The 17,206-nt window shown below is 45.7% G+C and carries 15 protein-coding genes; all 15 read right to left on the minus strand.

The annotated features are described in order from the left end of the window. Nucleotides 1-81 precede the first annotated feature (81 nt). Nucleotides 82-1,419, minus strand: coding sequence for a phosphoglucosamine mutase (gene glmM / locus ACU6TU_RS11985; protein WP_447141638.1), 1,338 nt, complete (start codon nucleotides 1,417-1,419; stop codon nucleotides 82-84). A gap of 228 nt (nucleotides 1,420-1,647) precedes the next feature. Further along, nucleotides 1,648-1,968, minus strand: coding sequence for a nucleotidyltransferase domain-containing protein (locus tag ACU6TU_RS11990; protein WP_447141639.1), 321 nt, complete (start codon nucleotides 1,966-1,968; stop codon nucleotides 1,648-1,650). After that, nucleotides 1,965-2,369, minus strand: coding sequence for a nucleotidyltransferase substrate binding protein (locus tag ACU6TU_RS11995; RefSeq protein WP_447141640.1), 405 nt, complete (start codon nucleotides 2,367-2,369; stop codon nucleotides 1,965-1,967). Before ACU6TU_RS11995 ends, ACU6TU_RS11990 begins: the two co-directional genes overlap by 4 nt. 42 nt (nucleotides 2,370-2,411) lie before the next feature. Then, nucleotides 2,412-3,386, minus strand: coding sequence for a hypothetical protein (locus ACU6TU_RS12000; protein WP_447141641.1), 975 nt, complete (start codon nucleotides 3,384-3,386; stop codon nucleotides 2,412-2,414). A 297-nt stretch (nucleotides 3,387-3,683) separates the two neighbouring features. After that, nucleotides 3,684-4,559, minus strand: a complete 876-nt coding sequence (locus ACU6TU_RS12005; protein WP_447144242.1) for an MBL fold metallo-hydrolase — start codon at nucleotides 4,557-4,559, stop codon at nucleotides 3,684-3,686. 6 nt (nucleotides 4,560-4,565) lie between these two features. Continuing rightward, on the minus strand, nucleotides 4,566-5,681 hold the full coding sequence (locus ACU6TU_RS12010; RefSeq protein ID WP_447141642.1) for a hypothetical protein: 1,116 nt from the start codon (nucleotides 5,679-5,681) through the stop codon (nucleotides 4,566-4,568). Between the two features lie 108 nt (nucleotides 5,682-5,789). Then, the gene (locus ACU6TU_RS12015; protein WP_447141643.1) at nucleotides 5,790-6,539 is read right to left on the minus strand and encodes an IS5 family transposase; all 750 of its coding nucleotides are present in this window, start codon (nucleotides 6,537-6,539) and stop codon (nucleotides 5,790-5,792) included. Nucleotides 6,540-6,630: 91 nt separating this feature from the next. After that, nucleotides 6,631-7,338 carry a phosphoadenylyl-sulfate reductase gene (locus tag ACU6TU_RS12020; RefSeq protein ID WP_447141644.1) on the minus strand — a complete coding sequence of 236 codons (708 nt, stop codon included), beginning with the start codon at nucleotides 7,336-7,338 and terminating at the stop codon, nucleotides 6,631-6,633. Between the two features lie 228 nt (nucleotides 7,339-7,566). Continuing rightward, on the minus strand, nucleotides 7,567-9,429 hold the full coding sequence (locus ACU6TU_RS12025) for a GSCFA domain-containing protein (RefSeq protein ID WP_447141645.1): 1,863 nt from the start codon (nucleotides 9,427-9,429) through the stop codon (nucleotides 7,567-7,569). Nucleotides 9,430-9,436: 7 nt separating this feature from the next. Then, nucleotides 9,437-11,035: a glycosyltransferase gene (locus tag ACU6TU_RS12030; protein ID WP_447141646.1), complete on the minus strand. Its 1,599-nt coding sequence runs from the start codon at nucleotides 11,033-11,035 to the stop codon at nucleotides 9,437-9,439. Beyond that, nucleotides 11,028-12,344 (minus strand): glycosyltransferase, encoded by a 1,317-nt coding sequence (locus ACU6TU_RS12035; RefSeq protein ID WP_447141647.1) that lies wholly within the window; start codon nucleotides 12,342-12,344, stop codon nucleotides 11,028-11,030. The genes ACU6TU_RS12030 and ACU6TU_RS12035 overlap by 8 nt, the downstream gene beginning before the upstream one ends. Further along, nucleotides 12,341-14,155 carry a glycosyltransferase gene (locus ACU6TU_RS12040; RefSeq protein ID WP_447141648.1) on the minus strand — a complete coding sequence of 605 codons (1,815 nt, stop codon included), beginning with the start codon at nucleotides 14,153-14,155 and terminating at the stop codon, nucleotides 12,341-12,343. The genes ACU6TU_RS12035 and ACU6TU_RS12040 overlap by 4 nt, the downstream gene beginning before the upstream one ends. Nucleotides 14,156-14,177: 22 nt before the next feature. Continuing rightward, a complete protein-coding gene (locus ACU6TU_RS12045; RefSeq protein ID WP_447141649.1) occupies nucleotides 14,178-15,191 on the minus strand; it encodes a sulfotransferase family protein in 1,014 nt (337 codons plus the stop codon). A 41-nt stretch (nucleotides 15,192-15,232) separates the two neighbouring features. Next, nucleotides 15,233-16,216, minus strand: a complete 984-nt coding sequence (locus tag ACU6TU_RS12050) for an NAD-dependent epimerase/dehydratase family protein (RefSeq protein WP_447141650.1) — start codon at nucleotides 16,214-16,216, stop codon at nucleotides 15,233-15,235. 44 nt (nucleotides 16,217-16,260) lie between these two features. Then, nucleotides 16,261-17,181, minus strand: a complete 921-nt coding sequence (locus ACU6TU_RS12055) for a hypothetical protein (protein WP_447141651.1) — start codon at nucleotides 17,179-17,181, stop codon at nucleotides 16,261-16,263. Nucleotides 17,182-17,206: the final 25 nt, after the last annotated feature.

Raw genomic sequence — 17,206 nt, forward strand, 5'->3', positions numbered from 1 at the left:
CCAAAAACATTAAAACGGGTTTTATCCGAGCCTATCCGTGTTCATCCGTGGCAACACAAGTCATTATATTGCGTGGTTATCTCACCCAAGGGCATCGGCAATTTCGCGGGCGCAGCGGTTTGCCATCTGCGCATCTTCCGCTTCTACCATCACACGTATCAAGGGCTCCGTACCCGATTTACGCAGCAGCACCCGGCCAGCTTCACCAAGATGCTTTTCCACATTAGCAACAGCGGCTTTAACGGTTTCCACATCCAACGGGTCAACGTCCGGCTCAGCCTGGTAGCGCACATTAATCAAGGTTTGCGGCAGCTTGCGCATCCCCTGCTTAGCCGTGTTCAACGTTACGTTGCGCTTTTGCAAAGACGCCAGCACGCGCACCGATGCAATAATCGCATCCCCGGTAGAGGCGTGATCCAGGCTCAGCAAATGCCCAGAGCCTTCACCACCAATTCGCCACCCTGTGGCTTTTAGCTGCTCCATTACATAACGGTCACCGACTTTTGCCCGCTTGAACGGGATACCGCGCTCCGCTAATGCCAACTCCAGCCCCAGGTTACTCATCTGAGTCCCTACGATGCCACCGGTATAACCTTCTGCCTGAGCCTCACGCGCCATCAGAAACAGCAGTTCATCGCCATCAACCACAGAACCGGTGTGATCCACCATCATCAAACGGTCAGCGTCACCATCCAGCGCAATGCCCAGGTCCGCACGTTTTTCGATCACCGCCGCACGCAGGCTGGCAAGTTCTGTTGCGCCACACTGATGGTTGATATTCACACCATCCGGCTGATCGTGAAGGCTGATGACCTCAGCGCCCAATTCACGATAAACCGCCGGCGCTACCCTGTAAGCCGCGCCATTAGCGCTATCGACGACCAACCGCAAACCGTTGAGGTTCTGCTGGCCAGGAAAGTGTGATTTGCAATATTCGATATAACGCCCTGCCGCGTCATCGACGCGCCGCGCTTTGCCGAGTTTTTCCGAACTCACGCAGGTCATGCCCTCTTCAAAGGCACGGTCCAGCCACAGCTCGATTTCCTGCTCCTGTTCGTCGGTCAGTTTCAGGCCTGACTTGGCAAACAGCTTGATGCCGTTATCATAAAACGGGTTATGCGAAGCACTGATCACCACCCCCGCATGGGCACGAAATGTCGTTGCCAGGTATGCAATGGCAGGGGTCGGCAGCGGGCCTACCAGCGCAATATCCACCCCGGCAGCGGAAAACCCCGCCTCCATGGCGGATTCCAGCATATAGCCACTGGCGCGGGTATCCTTGCCAATCAACACCTCACTGACCCCTTCTGCACCCAATACCTGGCCAGCCGCCCAGCCCAGCTTCATGGCAAAATCCGGCGTCATCGGAAACTCGCCCACACGCCCACGCACCCCATCAGTACCAAAGTATTTACGCATAAAAATCATACCTTTAAAAAATACATCAACAATATATCATGCCAGATTCAGACCAATCAGCCGATTGTGTCGGGAATGACAACCTCTCTCAAGCCGTCATTTCCGCATACCCTTGGCGGGAACCCATTTGGATTCACCCGCCGAGCCACCATCAGTAATTTCACACGGCTTTACAACAAAAGTCCGAGACCACCGACTACCTGGCTATCTTTGTATAACCTTCTGATATTAAGCGTTTGAATACAGATTAACTCCCCTTCTGTCTATATGCGCTTTAAGGGCCGGGTTAGTCAGCGCATTATAGTCCAGAACATCAAACTGATAAGGCAACAAGGTCTCTTCGTTAAGCTGCTGCGCCAGGTTCGTTACACAGTTATAACCTACACCATCGCCCTTTACCGCCAGATCAACATCAGAGCCTTTACGATAATTACCTTTCGCACGAGAACCGAAAAGGACGAGGCCTCTTATTTCCGGTTGACGTCTGGCGGCTTGAACAATTTGCTCAATATCGTTAGCGGTGAGGCCGGTTTGCTCCTCCAGGTTCATGGTTGAATCATTTCCTGAAAATGATCATGCAAATTCACCAACAAAGGGTAATAGTCTTCACGGATCTTCTGCTCAACGGCAACTGCCGTTGCCTCATTATAGGTATGAGTCGTCAGGTTACGATCTTCCAGAGCCTGCATCCAACAATGCCCCTCTTCGACCAAACCATTCTGAAAGGCCAGCTTGATAGCAGAACGCGGGCTATTGACATCAAACCCTTCTGCTTGCTGATAATCCTTGAGCAACTTCCAGGCCAACTTAAATGCCATTTCGAAAAACTGAATGATACCGGCACGTTCAACAATGCTGGGCTTTTGAATACGCATGGCGTACTCAAGCAGTTTAAAAGCATTAGCGTATTGCTGGTAACGCTGCTTCCAACGAATGTCATACTCACCCACGTTGACTCTCCCCCTGATTCGATGAACCGTATGATGGATATCTCATGCCTGTGCCAACACACGTCGCGGGCTTAGCGGAAACCACTGCCCCGTCGAAGCCACCCGGCATTGCACCTGATCGCGCGGGGAAAGCTTCATCGGCAAATGAAACCCCACATAACCTCCGCGTGGCGGTAAAACACGACACAAATCCTTGCGAAATTCCAACGCCCGCACAGTACTGACAAGCTCATCGTTGACCCAGATTTCAATGTCCAATGGCTCATCCCGTTTATCACTTTCATGGCTACCCGCCCACCAGGCCCAGCCGCTAACGCGGTGCGTGTTCGCCTCAGCCAGGCGGGCATGAGCCCAGGGAAGGTTTGCTTTAAACATTTGATAACGCGCATCAAACAGCGCCAAGGCATTCTGATAAAGCGTCATATCTTGCTGATTTAACCGCTGGAGCTCAGTAATATCTTCCTGATTAAGCCTGTGCTCAGCCTTCAGCCCCTCCTTCCCTTGATTATCTTCTCGCCTGGAAATACAGGTAACAAAACGCGCATTCAGCATTTCCAGGCTTTCCGAATAACGCTCCGTCACCCCCAACAACCCAAGCGCTTCAATATTGACTCCCTGAAGTGCCTTACGTTGGCGATTATGCATAGCGGGGCGGGAATAAAACTCTCTGAAACTTCCCTGGTAGTTCATATTCCGAACAAAATGCCCATATTCAGACGCAATCCGCTGCAGCGGCTCACGCACAAAAGCAACGGTGTTTTCCACACCCAAAAGCGAAACAAAACGCCCGGCAGACACGTGGCCTGCCACCATGGCAGGGTTCTCAGCAAACAACGCCTGCCTGAACTGCCAGAAATCAGGCTGATCGACATACAATGATGCCTGAACTAAAGAAGACGTTTCGTCAGAATCCGGGCCGTAATCGTAAACAATTCGCTCTCGCGAAAAATACGCCTCAGCCCCAAGCCGAAAACTGGTGCCAGCGGTTTTGGGAATATGTATAAAAAATAGTGGCATTGAGGATATCGACTTTGGTTTCTCACGTTATGCCTAGCTGTAGGATGCCGGATGATTAACTACCCACCGTAGGGTGACTTCGCGAAACAAGCCACCAACTCACCGCCAAGTGAGCAAGACCGATATAGCCACGGCCCCTCACGGAAAACACGGACGAAAACCTAAAACCCCAAAAATTTTTTACGGTTTTGTTTTTGAATTTTTCTTATTCGTGAGCGTCCGTGGTCTAAAAAGGTTTTATCCGTGTTGGTCCGCGGCAAACTGCCTAGCTAAAATTCGTGCTTAATGAGAGAGAAGTTACGCTTCTTTAATTGTCAGGGGTATTTTTAAATAGTGCTGACCGTTCTCTTCAGAAGGCGGCATCTTGCCTGCCCGCATATTGACTTGAACAGAAGGCATCAACAAACGCGGCATTGCAAGTTTAGCGTCACGTGTCGTACGCATTTTCACAAATTCATCTTCACTGATACCTTCATGCACATGAACATTATGCTGACGCTCCTCGGCAACTGTCGTGGTGTTCTTGAACTCTTGGCGGTCACTGGTTTTATAATCGTGACACATATAAAGCTGTGTTTCTTTTGGCAGGCTGAGCAGTTTCTGAATAGAACGAAACAACTCGCGCGCATCGCCGCCAGGAAAATCACAGCGTGCCGTGCCGAAATCAGGCATGAATAGCGTGTCCCCCACAAAGGCCAATGCCTCATCAATCAGGTAGGCCATACACGCAGGCGTATGGCCCGGTGTATGCAACACACGTACCGACAGATTACCGATACTAAATGTATCGCCATCGACAAAAAGCCTGTCGAACTGACTACCATCGCGCTCGAACTCAGTACCCGCGTTAAATACCTTGCCAAAAATATCCTGAACACGAATGATTTGCGCACCAATTCCCAACTGCCCCCCTAATGTTTCTTTAATATAGGGGGCTGCAGAAAGATGATCAGCATGCACATGTGTTTCCAGAATCCATTCAACGGAAAGCCCCTGTTCACGTATGTAATCAACAATCTCATCGGCGGATTCAAACGCTGCCGTGCCGGAGGCATAGTCAAAATCCATAACAGAGTCCACCACGGCACACTTTCTAGTCTCAGGATCGCTTACGACATAGCTAAAAGTATTGGAATCTGCGTCAAAGAAATCTTTAATTACCGCGTTGGTCATCATCAGTTACCTGCGTTCAACATTGTTCAAAAGAGAAATAATGGCGTCTGCCGCCTGAACAGCACCATCCGGAGATATCGGCGAATAACGCCCCTGCGTAAGCAATGCTTCCATTTCCTGAATGAAAGCACCTTCCTCAATGGCATCTCTTGTAATCTCTCTGACCAAGCCGTTGCTTGACAGCCAGCCAACCAGACTTTGGGAATCAGGCCAATCGTCTCTGGCCACATAGATAACTGGCAAGCCGGTAGCAGCTGCCTCAACAAAAGTGCCGTAGCCTGGTTTGGTCAGCATAAGATCTACAGACGCCATGACATGATGATAAGGCAACTTCAAGCCTGATAACGGATAAAACAGCTCAGAAGGCGTTGCCATCTCTGCCAACAGACTATCCGGCACAATATAGTGAACAGCATGACCGTTAATAGCCGTTGGCCAGTTATGTGGATCCAATCTGAGTGCCATCCCTCCCATCCCTACCAGGACAATATATGCATTTTCACCCGCTTCCAGGTAGGCAGCGACTCTATGCCAGTGGGATCGACCAACACGTCCGATAGGCGCGACTTCAAGATAATTATCAAGCCAAGGCATGGCCATGCTGGGAGTCGGGAGGATAAAAAGATTCGCCTGTTGATAGGCCTTTCTGATATCGACTAACCACTGGTTTACCCGTTCGCTATCCAAGTAGCGCGCCATCACATCAGCCCAATTCAGCGAGCACAAAGCCACGTTGGGAATTCGTGCAGATTGAGCCGCCGCAAGCGGCAGGTAGGCAATATCACAGAGAACCAGCGTTACGTCTTCTTCAAGCATCTGAAAGGCAAGATCAGAAACACGCTCAGCCCACGCATTATGCAAATGCGCATAAGCTACCTCACTGGCACCAATATCGACATCCAGCGCATTCGACATACGCATACCAATGTCATCTTCAACCTGATGGTGGACAAAATCAGCGATTATCCACTGTCTAAGTGTCGCAGTGGCAAGCGGGGAGCGAATAGTGAAGTGACATTCAGGCGTTAACAGCGTCAATGCATTAATAACGGCACTGGCCTGACTTAAATGCCCCAGACCATGGCCGGAAATGGCAACCAGAATATGCGGAGGGCCAGACATAAACAAATCCCGATGCAAGACTGAAAAAACTCAGTATCGCATCGGGAGACATAAGAACAACAGACACAGCTCAAGAAAATTGGAAACGTATTAGGGTCTGTTGACCTTTCACATTGGTAACCATAAAAAGCCGCAGGCCAAGGCCACCATGCTTTCGTAGTTTCGCTTCAGTTTATCGTATCGCGTCGCGATGGCGCGATACGGCTTCAATCGGGCAAAGGCATTCTCGACGAGATGCCGGTAGCGATATAACCCTCTGTCGAGACTGGCATTTCCCTTTTTCGAATTACGCCTGCGTGGAATCACAGCCTCCATACCCTTTGCCTCAACCTGCTCGCGGATACGCTCGCTGTCATAGCCTTTGTCAGCCACTAGCGAATCACCTGCCGGCAAGTCATCAATCAATACCTGAGCTTCTGTGCTGTCGTGTACCTCACCGCCCGTTATTCTGAAGGTATTGGGAAGTCCGTAAGCATCAACGGCCAGATGAATTTTGCTGGTGTTGCCTGCACGGCTTTTACCAATCGCTTCTGTCTCCTCGGTGGCGGCCCCTGTACTGTCCTGGTGTGCTTTAATGTAAGAGCCATCAATGAACAGCCACTCGACATCAGGATCTTCCACTAACGTGCTGAAAACCCTCATTAGCTTGCCGCTCGACGACCAGGCGTTAAAGCGCTTATAGACAGTATTCCAGGACCCAAACGCCTCTGGCAGGTCTCTCCACTGGCAGCCAGTGCGCATCCGGTAAAAGATGCCTTCCACAGTAGTGCGCAGGTTGGCCTTGTCATAGATACCTTGTTGAAGCAGGATAGGTTTCAGCTTCGACCAGTGTTCATCCGTGAGCATTTGTCGTGGCATTGCAAGCTCGCAGTTTGTTGGCGTGAGAACCTTTATTCTGCGAGCTTGCCCCTATCCTGCCAAATCATCTTTGAGCAAACGTCAACACGCCCTAGAGATGTAACCCACATTCACGCTTCAAACCAAAGAAACGTGTTTCCTCTTCTTGCATACCTGGCTGTAAAGGCTGACTGGTATGCCAATCCCCTACTGTCACATAGCCTTTTTCCCAGAGAGGATGATAAGGCAAATCGTGCTCTGTCAGATAACGATGTATATCACGGCTATGCCAGTCAATCAGCGGATATACCTTATAACGCCCATCTTGGCGCTGTTCAATCACAGAGCGGTCCTCGCGGGAACCGGATTGTTGCCGACGCAGCCCGGCAAACCAGGTACCCACTTGCAGGGAATCCAGCGCTTTCTCCATGGGAGTGACTTTCATCAGCTGGTTGTAGCGAGTAAGCCCGGCAAGCCCCTGCTCCCATAATTCTCCATGGCAAGCTTCAAGCCGTGCTGGCGTATAGTCCGGTGTAGCAACCTTGAGATTCAGCTGCAAACGCTCAGTTAACAACTCAATAAACTGATAGGTTTCTTTAAAGAGATAGCCTGTATCCACCAGTAGAACAGGCAAATCAGGCTGGATACGGGTAGCCAGATGAAGAAGAACAGCAGATTGAATCCCAAAACTGGAGCTGAGCACAAATGACCCCGGCAGATTATCCAATGCCCATTCGACACGCTGCTGAGCACTATGGTTTTCCAGCATCGCATTGGTGTTTCCAATATCAAACGCCTGTGCGGCTACTTTGTGATCCATGTGCGTTTCTCCTTACCTGACAATAAAAAACGTGAAGCTTTAACTTCACTTTATACCTACAGGCTAACGCAACACAAAAATAACACAAAAGAATAAGTTATGATTTTGTTAGCGCATAAAAGAATATACAAGGATTCATATAGACAACTAGATGAGTATAGAAAGAGAATTCATCTAGTTGTCTACATGTGTCGAATCTTGTGCATTTAATCAACTACGACCCGTGACTTAATTATTTGTATTATTGCGTTCAAGTTCTAAAAAAGCTTCATCACAAAAAGCTTCATCATCTTCTTCTGAATCAGGTGGTGGAGCTGACTTTTGCAAGGCTGATAAACCGTCTGATATTGAATCAATTTCATTTTCAAGACGATGCTGCGCAAAGAAATGTGACATTACATAATCCACTCCTTCTTCATGGATACTGCGCAGGTTGTTCTTGAAGAACATGCTTTTATAGGGTGGCGACATGATGATGTCGTAGGAAGGAAAGTAATCCACGTGAGCATGGCGCCGATAGAGTTGATCTGCCACCGCACGCAGAATTGATTTGGATGCCATCGTTGATAACAGTACATGGCGCTCTTCAGCGGTGGCCGTTAGCGGTACCGGGCTGACCGTCAGTAAGACTTTGGCGTTGGGATTGACGCTACCCAAGCGTGACAAAAATGTCTCCATCTCTTCAAGAATCGTAGCGTAATCCAGATTGACAAACTCATGCTGGTCAGGATCATAGGTACCCGCAGTGACACCGGGGCAAATAGGGTACACAGCACCTGTTTGGCGATTGATCCAGGTTTCAGTTACACCCATGGTAAATACAAAAACATCCAGAGTTTCAAACATCCGCCGCACATTGCTCAGGTGTTGGCGCTGCTCATGGAGTACTTCGTCTGCGGTGGAATACCCTTCTCCACAAAGATTGGGACGGAAAGGGTCCACGTAGCGCCCTTTCTTATCCTTCCACACTTCGTCAAAATCAAGCTCACCATAGGCACGCTCGAAGAGCTGAATCAACTGTCGGCTGGTATAGACATTGCCGTAACGGGCTGAATAGATGCCGTAACCCAATGCCTTCGCTTTATCTGTCGGCAGCTTCTCAGGTATTGGTTCAACATCCATGTAATTATAACCTTTCCGGTCTAATCGCTTACCGATATGTTGCGCAAAACAACTGCCACAGGTGGCTACTGCATCCTCAATGCCGATATCAAATTTTTTGCGATAAAGATCATTAATGGACAACGGATAAGGTTCAGCTACGGCGGGTTTCCAATACTGGCGATCAGGAAGGTTTGCATAAGGAGATGATACCTTACGCTCAAAGCCCTCTAATACTTTAACCTTAGGGCCAGCTGGACTTTGATTTTTTTCAACTATGCCTGCAACTATATTTGAAAGACTATCGTAAACCTTTGGCTTGAAATGATTAATATTTTTATCACTCGCATAATCAACAGATACTTTAAATAATGGAGTAGATAAAAAGCTCCATAAATCACGGTATGAGCTAGTTAACACTGAACGTCTAACTCGCTCCTTTCGATCAGGGGAAAGATCCTCACCATCAAGAATAGGATACTGAACAAATAAAAACCTAACATCAGGATTAATCTCTAATATTCTTTGATATAAATTACCATATAGCTTAAAACTTTCGTCTGGCAAAACACCCATATTTTTAGATTTTAAATCAAGCGCTCCCACACCCAGATTTGACACAACATGATCATAATTTCTATATTTTACAAAAAATTTAGAACGAGCTAAATCATATTGGTTATCAAAAAGAACAAAATCGGATTTTTTAACCTTATCTACAAAACTATTTAAACTCTCCTTTGAATTTTGAGTTAAAATATCTTCAATCTTCTTTTTTCTTACAGGATCTAAGCCTGGCTTTTCAATGATATCTTTAATATCACTTTCACTAAGTGTAAATCCACCTAGATTATCAAGTGAATTTAAAAAAACATCTGACCTAACGTGCCTTAAGGCTCCAAGATATTCAAAGCCTTTCTTTCTAAGTCTTGTAGCAATATGGGCAGATAGACAAGAACCAAAAACAACAAACTTAAATTTTGAACTCATAAAAACCTTACCTAATTAAGTCATCGATTATTGAATATGGAATTTTCGGCTTTCGTCCTGGCCATTTTTCATAATATGCTTTATCTGCCTGTGGAGGGAAGCAACCTTCAAATGCACCTTTATTATAAAAGTGGACTAAAGGGCAAATATCTTTTTCTTCAACATACTCCATATACAAGGCTTCATATCGTTCTGTATCAAACTCAGGCGAAGGGTTATAACCAATTTTCCAACCTTTCGAAAGGTAATGCAACAGGGGATCTTGGCCAGATACTTTTACATCAAGATAGCTTTCAAGGTAGTAGCGGTCATCAAAAAGCCGGTGACCGTAAATCATTAAAAACTCATTACGATATTTTTGATAAAGAGTTTCATCCTTATCAAAAATCATGGTACTTCCAAAAGTACCTTCCACTGCCAATTTCTCTAACAGCTTAAGTTTCTTTTTCTCAGAAGAAGCTGACATTTCTTCTTTTTTCTGATCTATCGCCGAAAGCAACAGCTGCTCCCATTTTTGATTAATAGGCTCCGGTAGATACTGTGTCGCTTTTTCTATACCGCGTTTGCCCATTTCAACCCTTCGCATGGAATCAGACATCAACTCTCTCATTGCATTCAGAAGGCCTTCCACTGGCTTATCTGCAGAGGCCAGCAAACCATCTACACCATGCTCAATGATTTCGTTACTACCGGTACAGGTGTCATAGGCAATTACAGGCAGCCCATGGGCCATCGCCTCTCGCAGAGACATAGGGCAGCCTTCATACTCAGATGGCAGTACCTTCAGATGCGCTTTCGGATATAGCTGATACATGGCCTCGGTATTGTCTACACTCAACCACTCAATGCGCTTTCCCAACTCTGTACGCTGTGCCTGCTCCTTTAACTTTTTCTCCAAGGGGCCATTACCAATGATCTGTAAGTCCCACTCGGGAAAATCATGCGCTAGCAGAGCAAACGCATTAATCAAATGGTGTATCTGCTTTTCAAAAGAAAGCCGGCCTGAATAAAGTACCTTGTAGCGTTTTTTTTCATTTGGCTTTTCAGGTGATGCGTAGGAAGTTGCAGGCTCAATCTGACTGGGAATTATTGCGACTTTACTTCTCTCTTCTGGGGAAATAGTGTTTTGATATGATGGCATTAAAAGGTGCACAGCATCAGAACCCTTAAAGGGCACATCAAAAACTTTCCTGCAAGGCCACAAATATTTCAAGCAGAATTCAGGCGCTCCCCTCATTGAATATACCAATGGCATATTTAACAAACTTGCCACAGCCAAAAAAGGAACAGCTCTAGGTGAACTATTCACAACAAGTGCTACATCAACCCTTAAAGTAGAAACTCTCTCAACAACATAGTCAAAAATCTCATTATTTTTTATTTGAGAAGGCAATATTTCAACATTAACACTTTTACTTAAAGGGGCGGCCAAGCTGGCAGGATCAGGAGTTTTAGACAGGCTTTTAGCAAAACCAAAAAGTGTAATACGCCATCCCTTCATTATCAGGTATTCGGTGAGAATCTGATATGAACGCTGTATTCCACCAATATTATCAAGCTGACCGGAAGCAAATAAAAGAAGATGCCTACCTGCAGAATTATTCATCTATCCACCTACCACGTTCTGCTTTTATCTCTTTATCAGCCAAAAGCGACTCATTTGGCTGTTGAGCGTTCAAAAGTTCTCGACAAGCTTCCTCACTACCTGTTTCCACCCCGAAACCTTTAACCACTTTTCTGTAAAAATCACCCCGTAATTTCTGGTAGTGCTTTTCTTGTTCCGCATATTTTCTCCCTATCTTTTTTCCTACTGTATATTGGATCAGACGTTCCCACTCCTTATTGACTTTTTGAGGATCAAACATGGCCGAATCTTGGCGAGCTTGCTGTGCAAGTTTTTTCCTCAATTGCTCATCCTGTATCAACTTCTTCAGATATAACAAAAGATCATTTTTTAAATTACCTCTATCAACTAGAAAACCATTAGTTCCATGTTTTACTAAACCATCGACTCCAGGAACATCTTTGATACCAATAGTTGGAATCCCATATGTCATGCTTTCAGCTACAGCATTACTTAAGCCTTCTGAAAAAGATGTGATAATATGAATATCTGAATGCAGATATTCTTCTTCAAGAGCATCAACTTCCCCACGAATAAAAATATTTTTCTTTAGCTTATATTTATGAATTTTTTCCTCAACTTCTTTTACGTACTTCTCACCCTCTGCCGTTTTATTTTTTGCTGAAAAGACATGAAGGCTCCATTCTGGAAAAATATCAAATAATTCTCGACAAACATCCAGCAGCGGTATGATGTCCTTATTTGGCTTGAGACCACCAACATTTATTATTCGCTTATTAAGATCACCTTGCCCCCATTCTTCTGGGATTGCAAACGCATTAGGAAATGCTCTAGCTTTATATCTCATCTCAATTGGTAATGAATTAAGGTACTCAGGCATCGTAAAGCGAATTGCAGTTGCGTGTTCATAGATAAGCTCTCTTTCCCATGCTGCCTCATATCTTGAAATTTTTCTTGGCAAAGCCCAGTTAGTTGTAATTACACGCTCTGGATTACTTCCCTCATGCATTAAGATAGGTATATTACATTTCCACAGAAGGCTTATTACTTGTATAGCCTGAGAAGACGCTCCAAAATAAATAAAAATATCTGATTGACTTTCTATAATTCTTTTTGAATAAGCAAGCCGACTGCCTTCTGCCTTAAAGACCCAAGGTGCCAATATTACTTGCGGATCTACTTCATAAGCTGGTTCTGTTTGCCCCTCTCTAGAAAAATAACCTAAAGTAACTATATTTTGAGGACTTAAGTAATTTGCAAGATTTGCAGCCACTTTCTCCATACCACCTTTACCAAAGGCTAAAGGACCACAAAATATAAATATCTTCATATAAACATCACTTCTTGATAATCAGAACAGTATTTTTTTGAATTATTTAAAAACTGCTTCATATCAACATCCCATGTATGATCTCCATAAATTCGCCTGTCTACAACCATGTTCAGATCATCTGAACATACAATCACACCTTTACCTATCCACCTTAATCGATCTAACCATTGACTATCAACAGAACCAAAATTTTTTTCTGGATAAGGATTCAGGCTCATAAATTTTTTCTTCCCACCTTGAGAACAGCCTGCTAAGAAATTTACGCCTGTAGGTAAATCACGCGCGAAGCAATATGAAGGCTTTGTAAAAGAAAGATTTTTCACGGTTCTATAAAAAGTGGCTTCGGGATCAGTTTGCTTCATAACAAATGTTCGAAACACTTTTCCAATCACATCAAAATCTATTACTTTCGTATGCAGTATCAAATCTAAAAGGTAATTATCACCATAATAATCATCATCATCCATTCGGAAGACATATTGAGCAGGCGCTTTCTGTATCCCCGCGTTCATACACGGCCCCGCATGCAATTCGGCGGGGACATATATCGCCTGACTTCCTTCAACTTTCTCAGTTTCTGTCTTGACCTCTGAAAAATCTTCATAGGGGCCATTAAAAACCATCACCCAATGTTTATTTGGGTAGGTTTGACAGGTAAAGCTTTCCTTAGCTCGTTCGAAAAATTTCTTGCGATAGGATGGGGTGATCATGGCTGCTGAAGGAAACTCCACCCAGTCATGTTGCAGCTGCAACGTCTCACACAGCGTGCGTAGCCGATGAGAATAGGTGTGTTCCATCAAGGCTGCACGCCAGGTTTTCTGCGCCAGGCGTTCATAGTAGAGTTGGTCTTTATCATGCCGCACCAATTCAACAAAAAACTGATCGCGATTGCACGGTTGCAGGCAGAGTGATTCAAAGTCTCCTACATCCAGTCCCGGTTCTCGTATCACAGTCATGTGGCTGGCAGCTGCTTCAACGATAGACCATTGCATATCTGTCCGTGTCCGGCTTCCACTTTTCAAAACAGCCAGTGTACGAGCTTCCTTGAACAGCGCTGCACGAGCCTGCACATCAACGGTTCCTAGCAGGTGTTCCGCTTTAAGATCCAGTTTCTTGGTTTTGGTATGCCAAACCTGGTTTCTGGAATCATAGAAATGACCACCGAATTCCTGAAGGTCCTGATAGAAACTTTCACGCCCCTCCCAGGATTGGATGACATCTACCAGATCATCACAGACTACGCGGTAAAAATTTTTCTTCTTCGGCGTATACTGGTTAAGCTTGGTAAATAGTGCAGGCTGAACAGCTGGTGGTAGATAAGTCGCTTTGTTACCTTGAGATTCCAGTGCTGCTACCACTCTATTATCTGCACAGAAAACATGTCTCATCCAATCAAGCATAGACTGATAAAGTGGCACATATTGCTCGTCCAGTGTGAACCAATAAGCTACTGGAATTTCGTAAGTCTTAGCGGCCTGCACCATTTGTCCCAAAAGCCCCTGCTCTAGCTCCGGAGCTGTCTGCGCCATGAACCAGTCTCCCGTCGCTGTCTCACTACAAGACTCGATCAGCACCAGGTCGATATCGCCATATTTCAGCACCCACTGCCAGTTGCTCTCGGTCAGTGCCAGAACCTTTCCCTCTGATTGTAATGACCAGTACAGACGATCTCCAGCAATCAAGGCAATTGTCAGCGAAGAGTTAGGTGACTTAGGAAAGGATTCCATTTTTTCCGGTAACCAACTCAATTGCTTGCTAAGGCTTCGTTCAGGTGTCAAGGGACGGTTTAAGTGTTTGAGCATATTCATAAATAAAAGCTACATCCTGTATTCAATATAGATGCAGCAGACGTTCCAAAGCGGAAAAGCTATGCTGCCATTCCGTCAGAGCCGCTTGATGACGTTGAAGCTGCTGCTGACAGTTTACATGCTGTTCTGCTTTTTGCTGTGCCTGCTCAGTCTGCTGCTGAAACTTCTGTTTTTGCTGTTGCTGGTTTCTAGCAAAGGTACTCCAAGGCATAAAACCTTCGATCATGTCGCGCTGCTCTTGTACCTGCTGCATTAAAACGTCGCGTGGTTGCTGCTCATGCGCACAAGCCTCTAAAGATTGATAGAGTGACCGCACCATGGGGTTGCGTATCGTTATATCTGTATACCCGGCTCGATTCAGAGTCGGCACTATGGGCGGCTCAACTCCTTTCAGGTCAGTGGCACTATCAAACACGAAATCCGCTAATTGCTGCAGCGTTTGAGAAGGATGTTTAAACCAGTCCTCATAAGGCAATAGATGGCAATTTCCTCCAGTATGATGCAAGGCATCCAGCGTACGAAGCAGAAAGATAAGCTCAGCAAATGCCTGATCATTGCCATACTGCTGAGCAAAAGAACTGATAACAGCATTGGGCTGACGTATGGCAAGAATAAAACGCGGCACTATTTTCAATTGGTTGAATAGTCGCATCCACAGCGGAAGAAAGGTAGCTGTACGCGGGTCCTTGAAAGCCCAGATTTCAGGCCCTGCGTCAACTTGCTGTTCCACCAGTGTTTTCAGTTGCTGTAATGCTTTTTTCGCTTCAGGCGTATTCTGCCAACCCTCAATTAACGGCATGCTTGGGTTAGGGGTTAATGCTTGCAGTAATGCTTTGTGTATTTCCACAATATCCGCATCTTCACCAAACCCTTTTGGGTTGCTGACATTGGCGGGAATCATATTCTCTGATACACGCACCCCCAGCGTTTGCAATGCCTGCATCGCTAACGATGTTCCGGAGCGGCCCACACCCAGCACCACAACCACTTCACGTTTATTTTCCGGCTCGTTCTGCTTTTTTTCCGCTGGTGCCATCCATCACCCTCCTCTGGAGGCGCTGAAGAAATACCTTGTCTTTAGCGTGACAAAAACCACTGAATAGTGGCTGCAATACCTTCATTGATATCCATCTGTGGCTGCCACCCCAGAACGGTTCTTGCCTTAGTGGTATCAGAATAGTTACGCATTACATCGCCCAGGCGTTTAGCTTCGTGTTTGATGCTCATGGTTTTACCATGCGATTCAAGGTTTTTGGCAATCAGCTCTGCAACTTCTCCCACCGTGCGCTCACGGCCTGTGGCGATCTGGAAGGTTTCTCCACCTACTGGTGCTTCCATAGCCGACTGTATGGCGCGAATCAGGTCAAAAATATAGATAAAGTCGCGGGTTTGGGTACCATCACCATAAATGGCACAGGTTTCTCCCGCCAACGCCTGTTTGATGAACTTGGCCACAACGCTGGCCTTGTTCTTGGAACGCGGGCCATACACATTACCAAATCTCAGACAGATGGTATCGATTCCGAAGGTTTTATTGTAAGAGGAACAATACCCTTCACCTGCCAGCTTACTGGAACCATAAGGAGAAACCGGATGTGGTGGCAGTTCTTCATGAATCGGAGGCTCCACTTCACCTGCCGGCGCACCGCTGGATGCAAAAACAAATTTCTTTACTCCTTGCTTGCGCGCAGCTTCCAACATATTGAAGGTACCCACCACATTGCATTCCATGTCCAATCGCGGGTCTTCAACAGAAGGGCCTACGCCTGTATTCGCAGCTAAATGAACAATTGTTGATGCGCCTTTGGCTACTTTTTCTGCCAGTGCAGCATCCCGAATATCACCTTTAACCAGCACCACCTGCTTGGAAGCCTGCTCCAGTTTGTCAGCCTCCAGTGTTTCAAATGTTGTGACTTCAGCTAAATCGTCAGGGCTGCCAGTTACCAGGCTATCCAGTACACGAATAGGCTGCTGGCTGCCACTTTGAAGAATCGCATCAATAAGCGATGTTCCAATAAACCCACAGCCGCCAGTTATCAGAATTGCGTTATTATCCATCATCTTTTAACACCTTATTAGTAATTTCTCAGCAAGAATTTAAAAAATCAGTTAGTAATACTGAACCTTCTAATTCGTAACCGCTCTAACTCATCATGTTGGCTTTTCAACGTTTTAAGTCTCTCGTTTGCCTTGTACACTTTTTCTTTAAGTGTGTCTTTTAGCTGCATAGCCTTTTCAGCATTATCTTGACTGAAAATTTCGTCATATTGCTTATCAAGTTTATCGATTTCCTGGTACTGCTGTGCCAGCTCAGTATCCAAAGCCACAAGCTCTTCTTCCAACGTTTTAATTTTTTTATCCAGCGCAGCATTATCTGCCTCTATATTCTTAGATACTACAGGCTTGGCAGCAGGTGTGGTGGCGGGTTTTGAAGGTGTCTTGGCGGCTTGATTGGCTACTTTTGACTTAGCCTCATTGCCACTACCCGATGGCTTATTCGGTGATTGATTTTTTGCTGCCCCCTGCTGAATATTAGGCTTTTCGGCTTCCTGCTTGGGTTTTTCTTTGGTACGACTACCTTCAGTTGCTACTTTCTCTAAGGTGGTGAGTGGTGCGTTCAGAAAATTATTTTCCCAGTTTGCTATTACAGATTTTTTAGTGAGTAGCGTTTTTTCAATAGGTTTAGCGTACTTAATGTTGCTTTTCTGAGCTTCCAGGCTTTTAATCGCATTGGGCAAAATGTCATCTGTAAGTATCAGAGGCGTACTGGCGATAAAAATATTTTCATGGGATACCTGAGGGTCCACTTTAGGGAACAAGCGCCCTTTTGCTGGAAAAATCTTTAAGCGTATTTTTCCTGCATAGTCTGTCATCAGCTGTAGGTGTTTCTGCTCTGGCTCATTGAATAAAACAATCACTTCAACTGGCTGATAGGTATTCACCTTGATAAACTGATCCAAAAACTTCTTGGCTGCTTCCTTGTTATTCCCTGCTCTTAGCAGTATGGATACGCCAGACTGGCTCACGAAATGTCTCCTTTAATTTTTTCAC

This window comes from Halomonas sp. LS-001 (assembly GCF_052983955.1).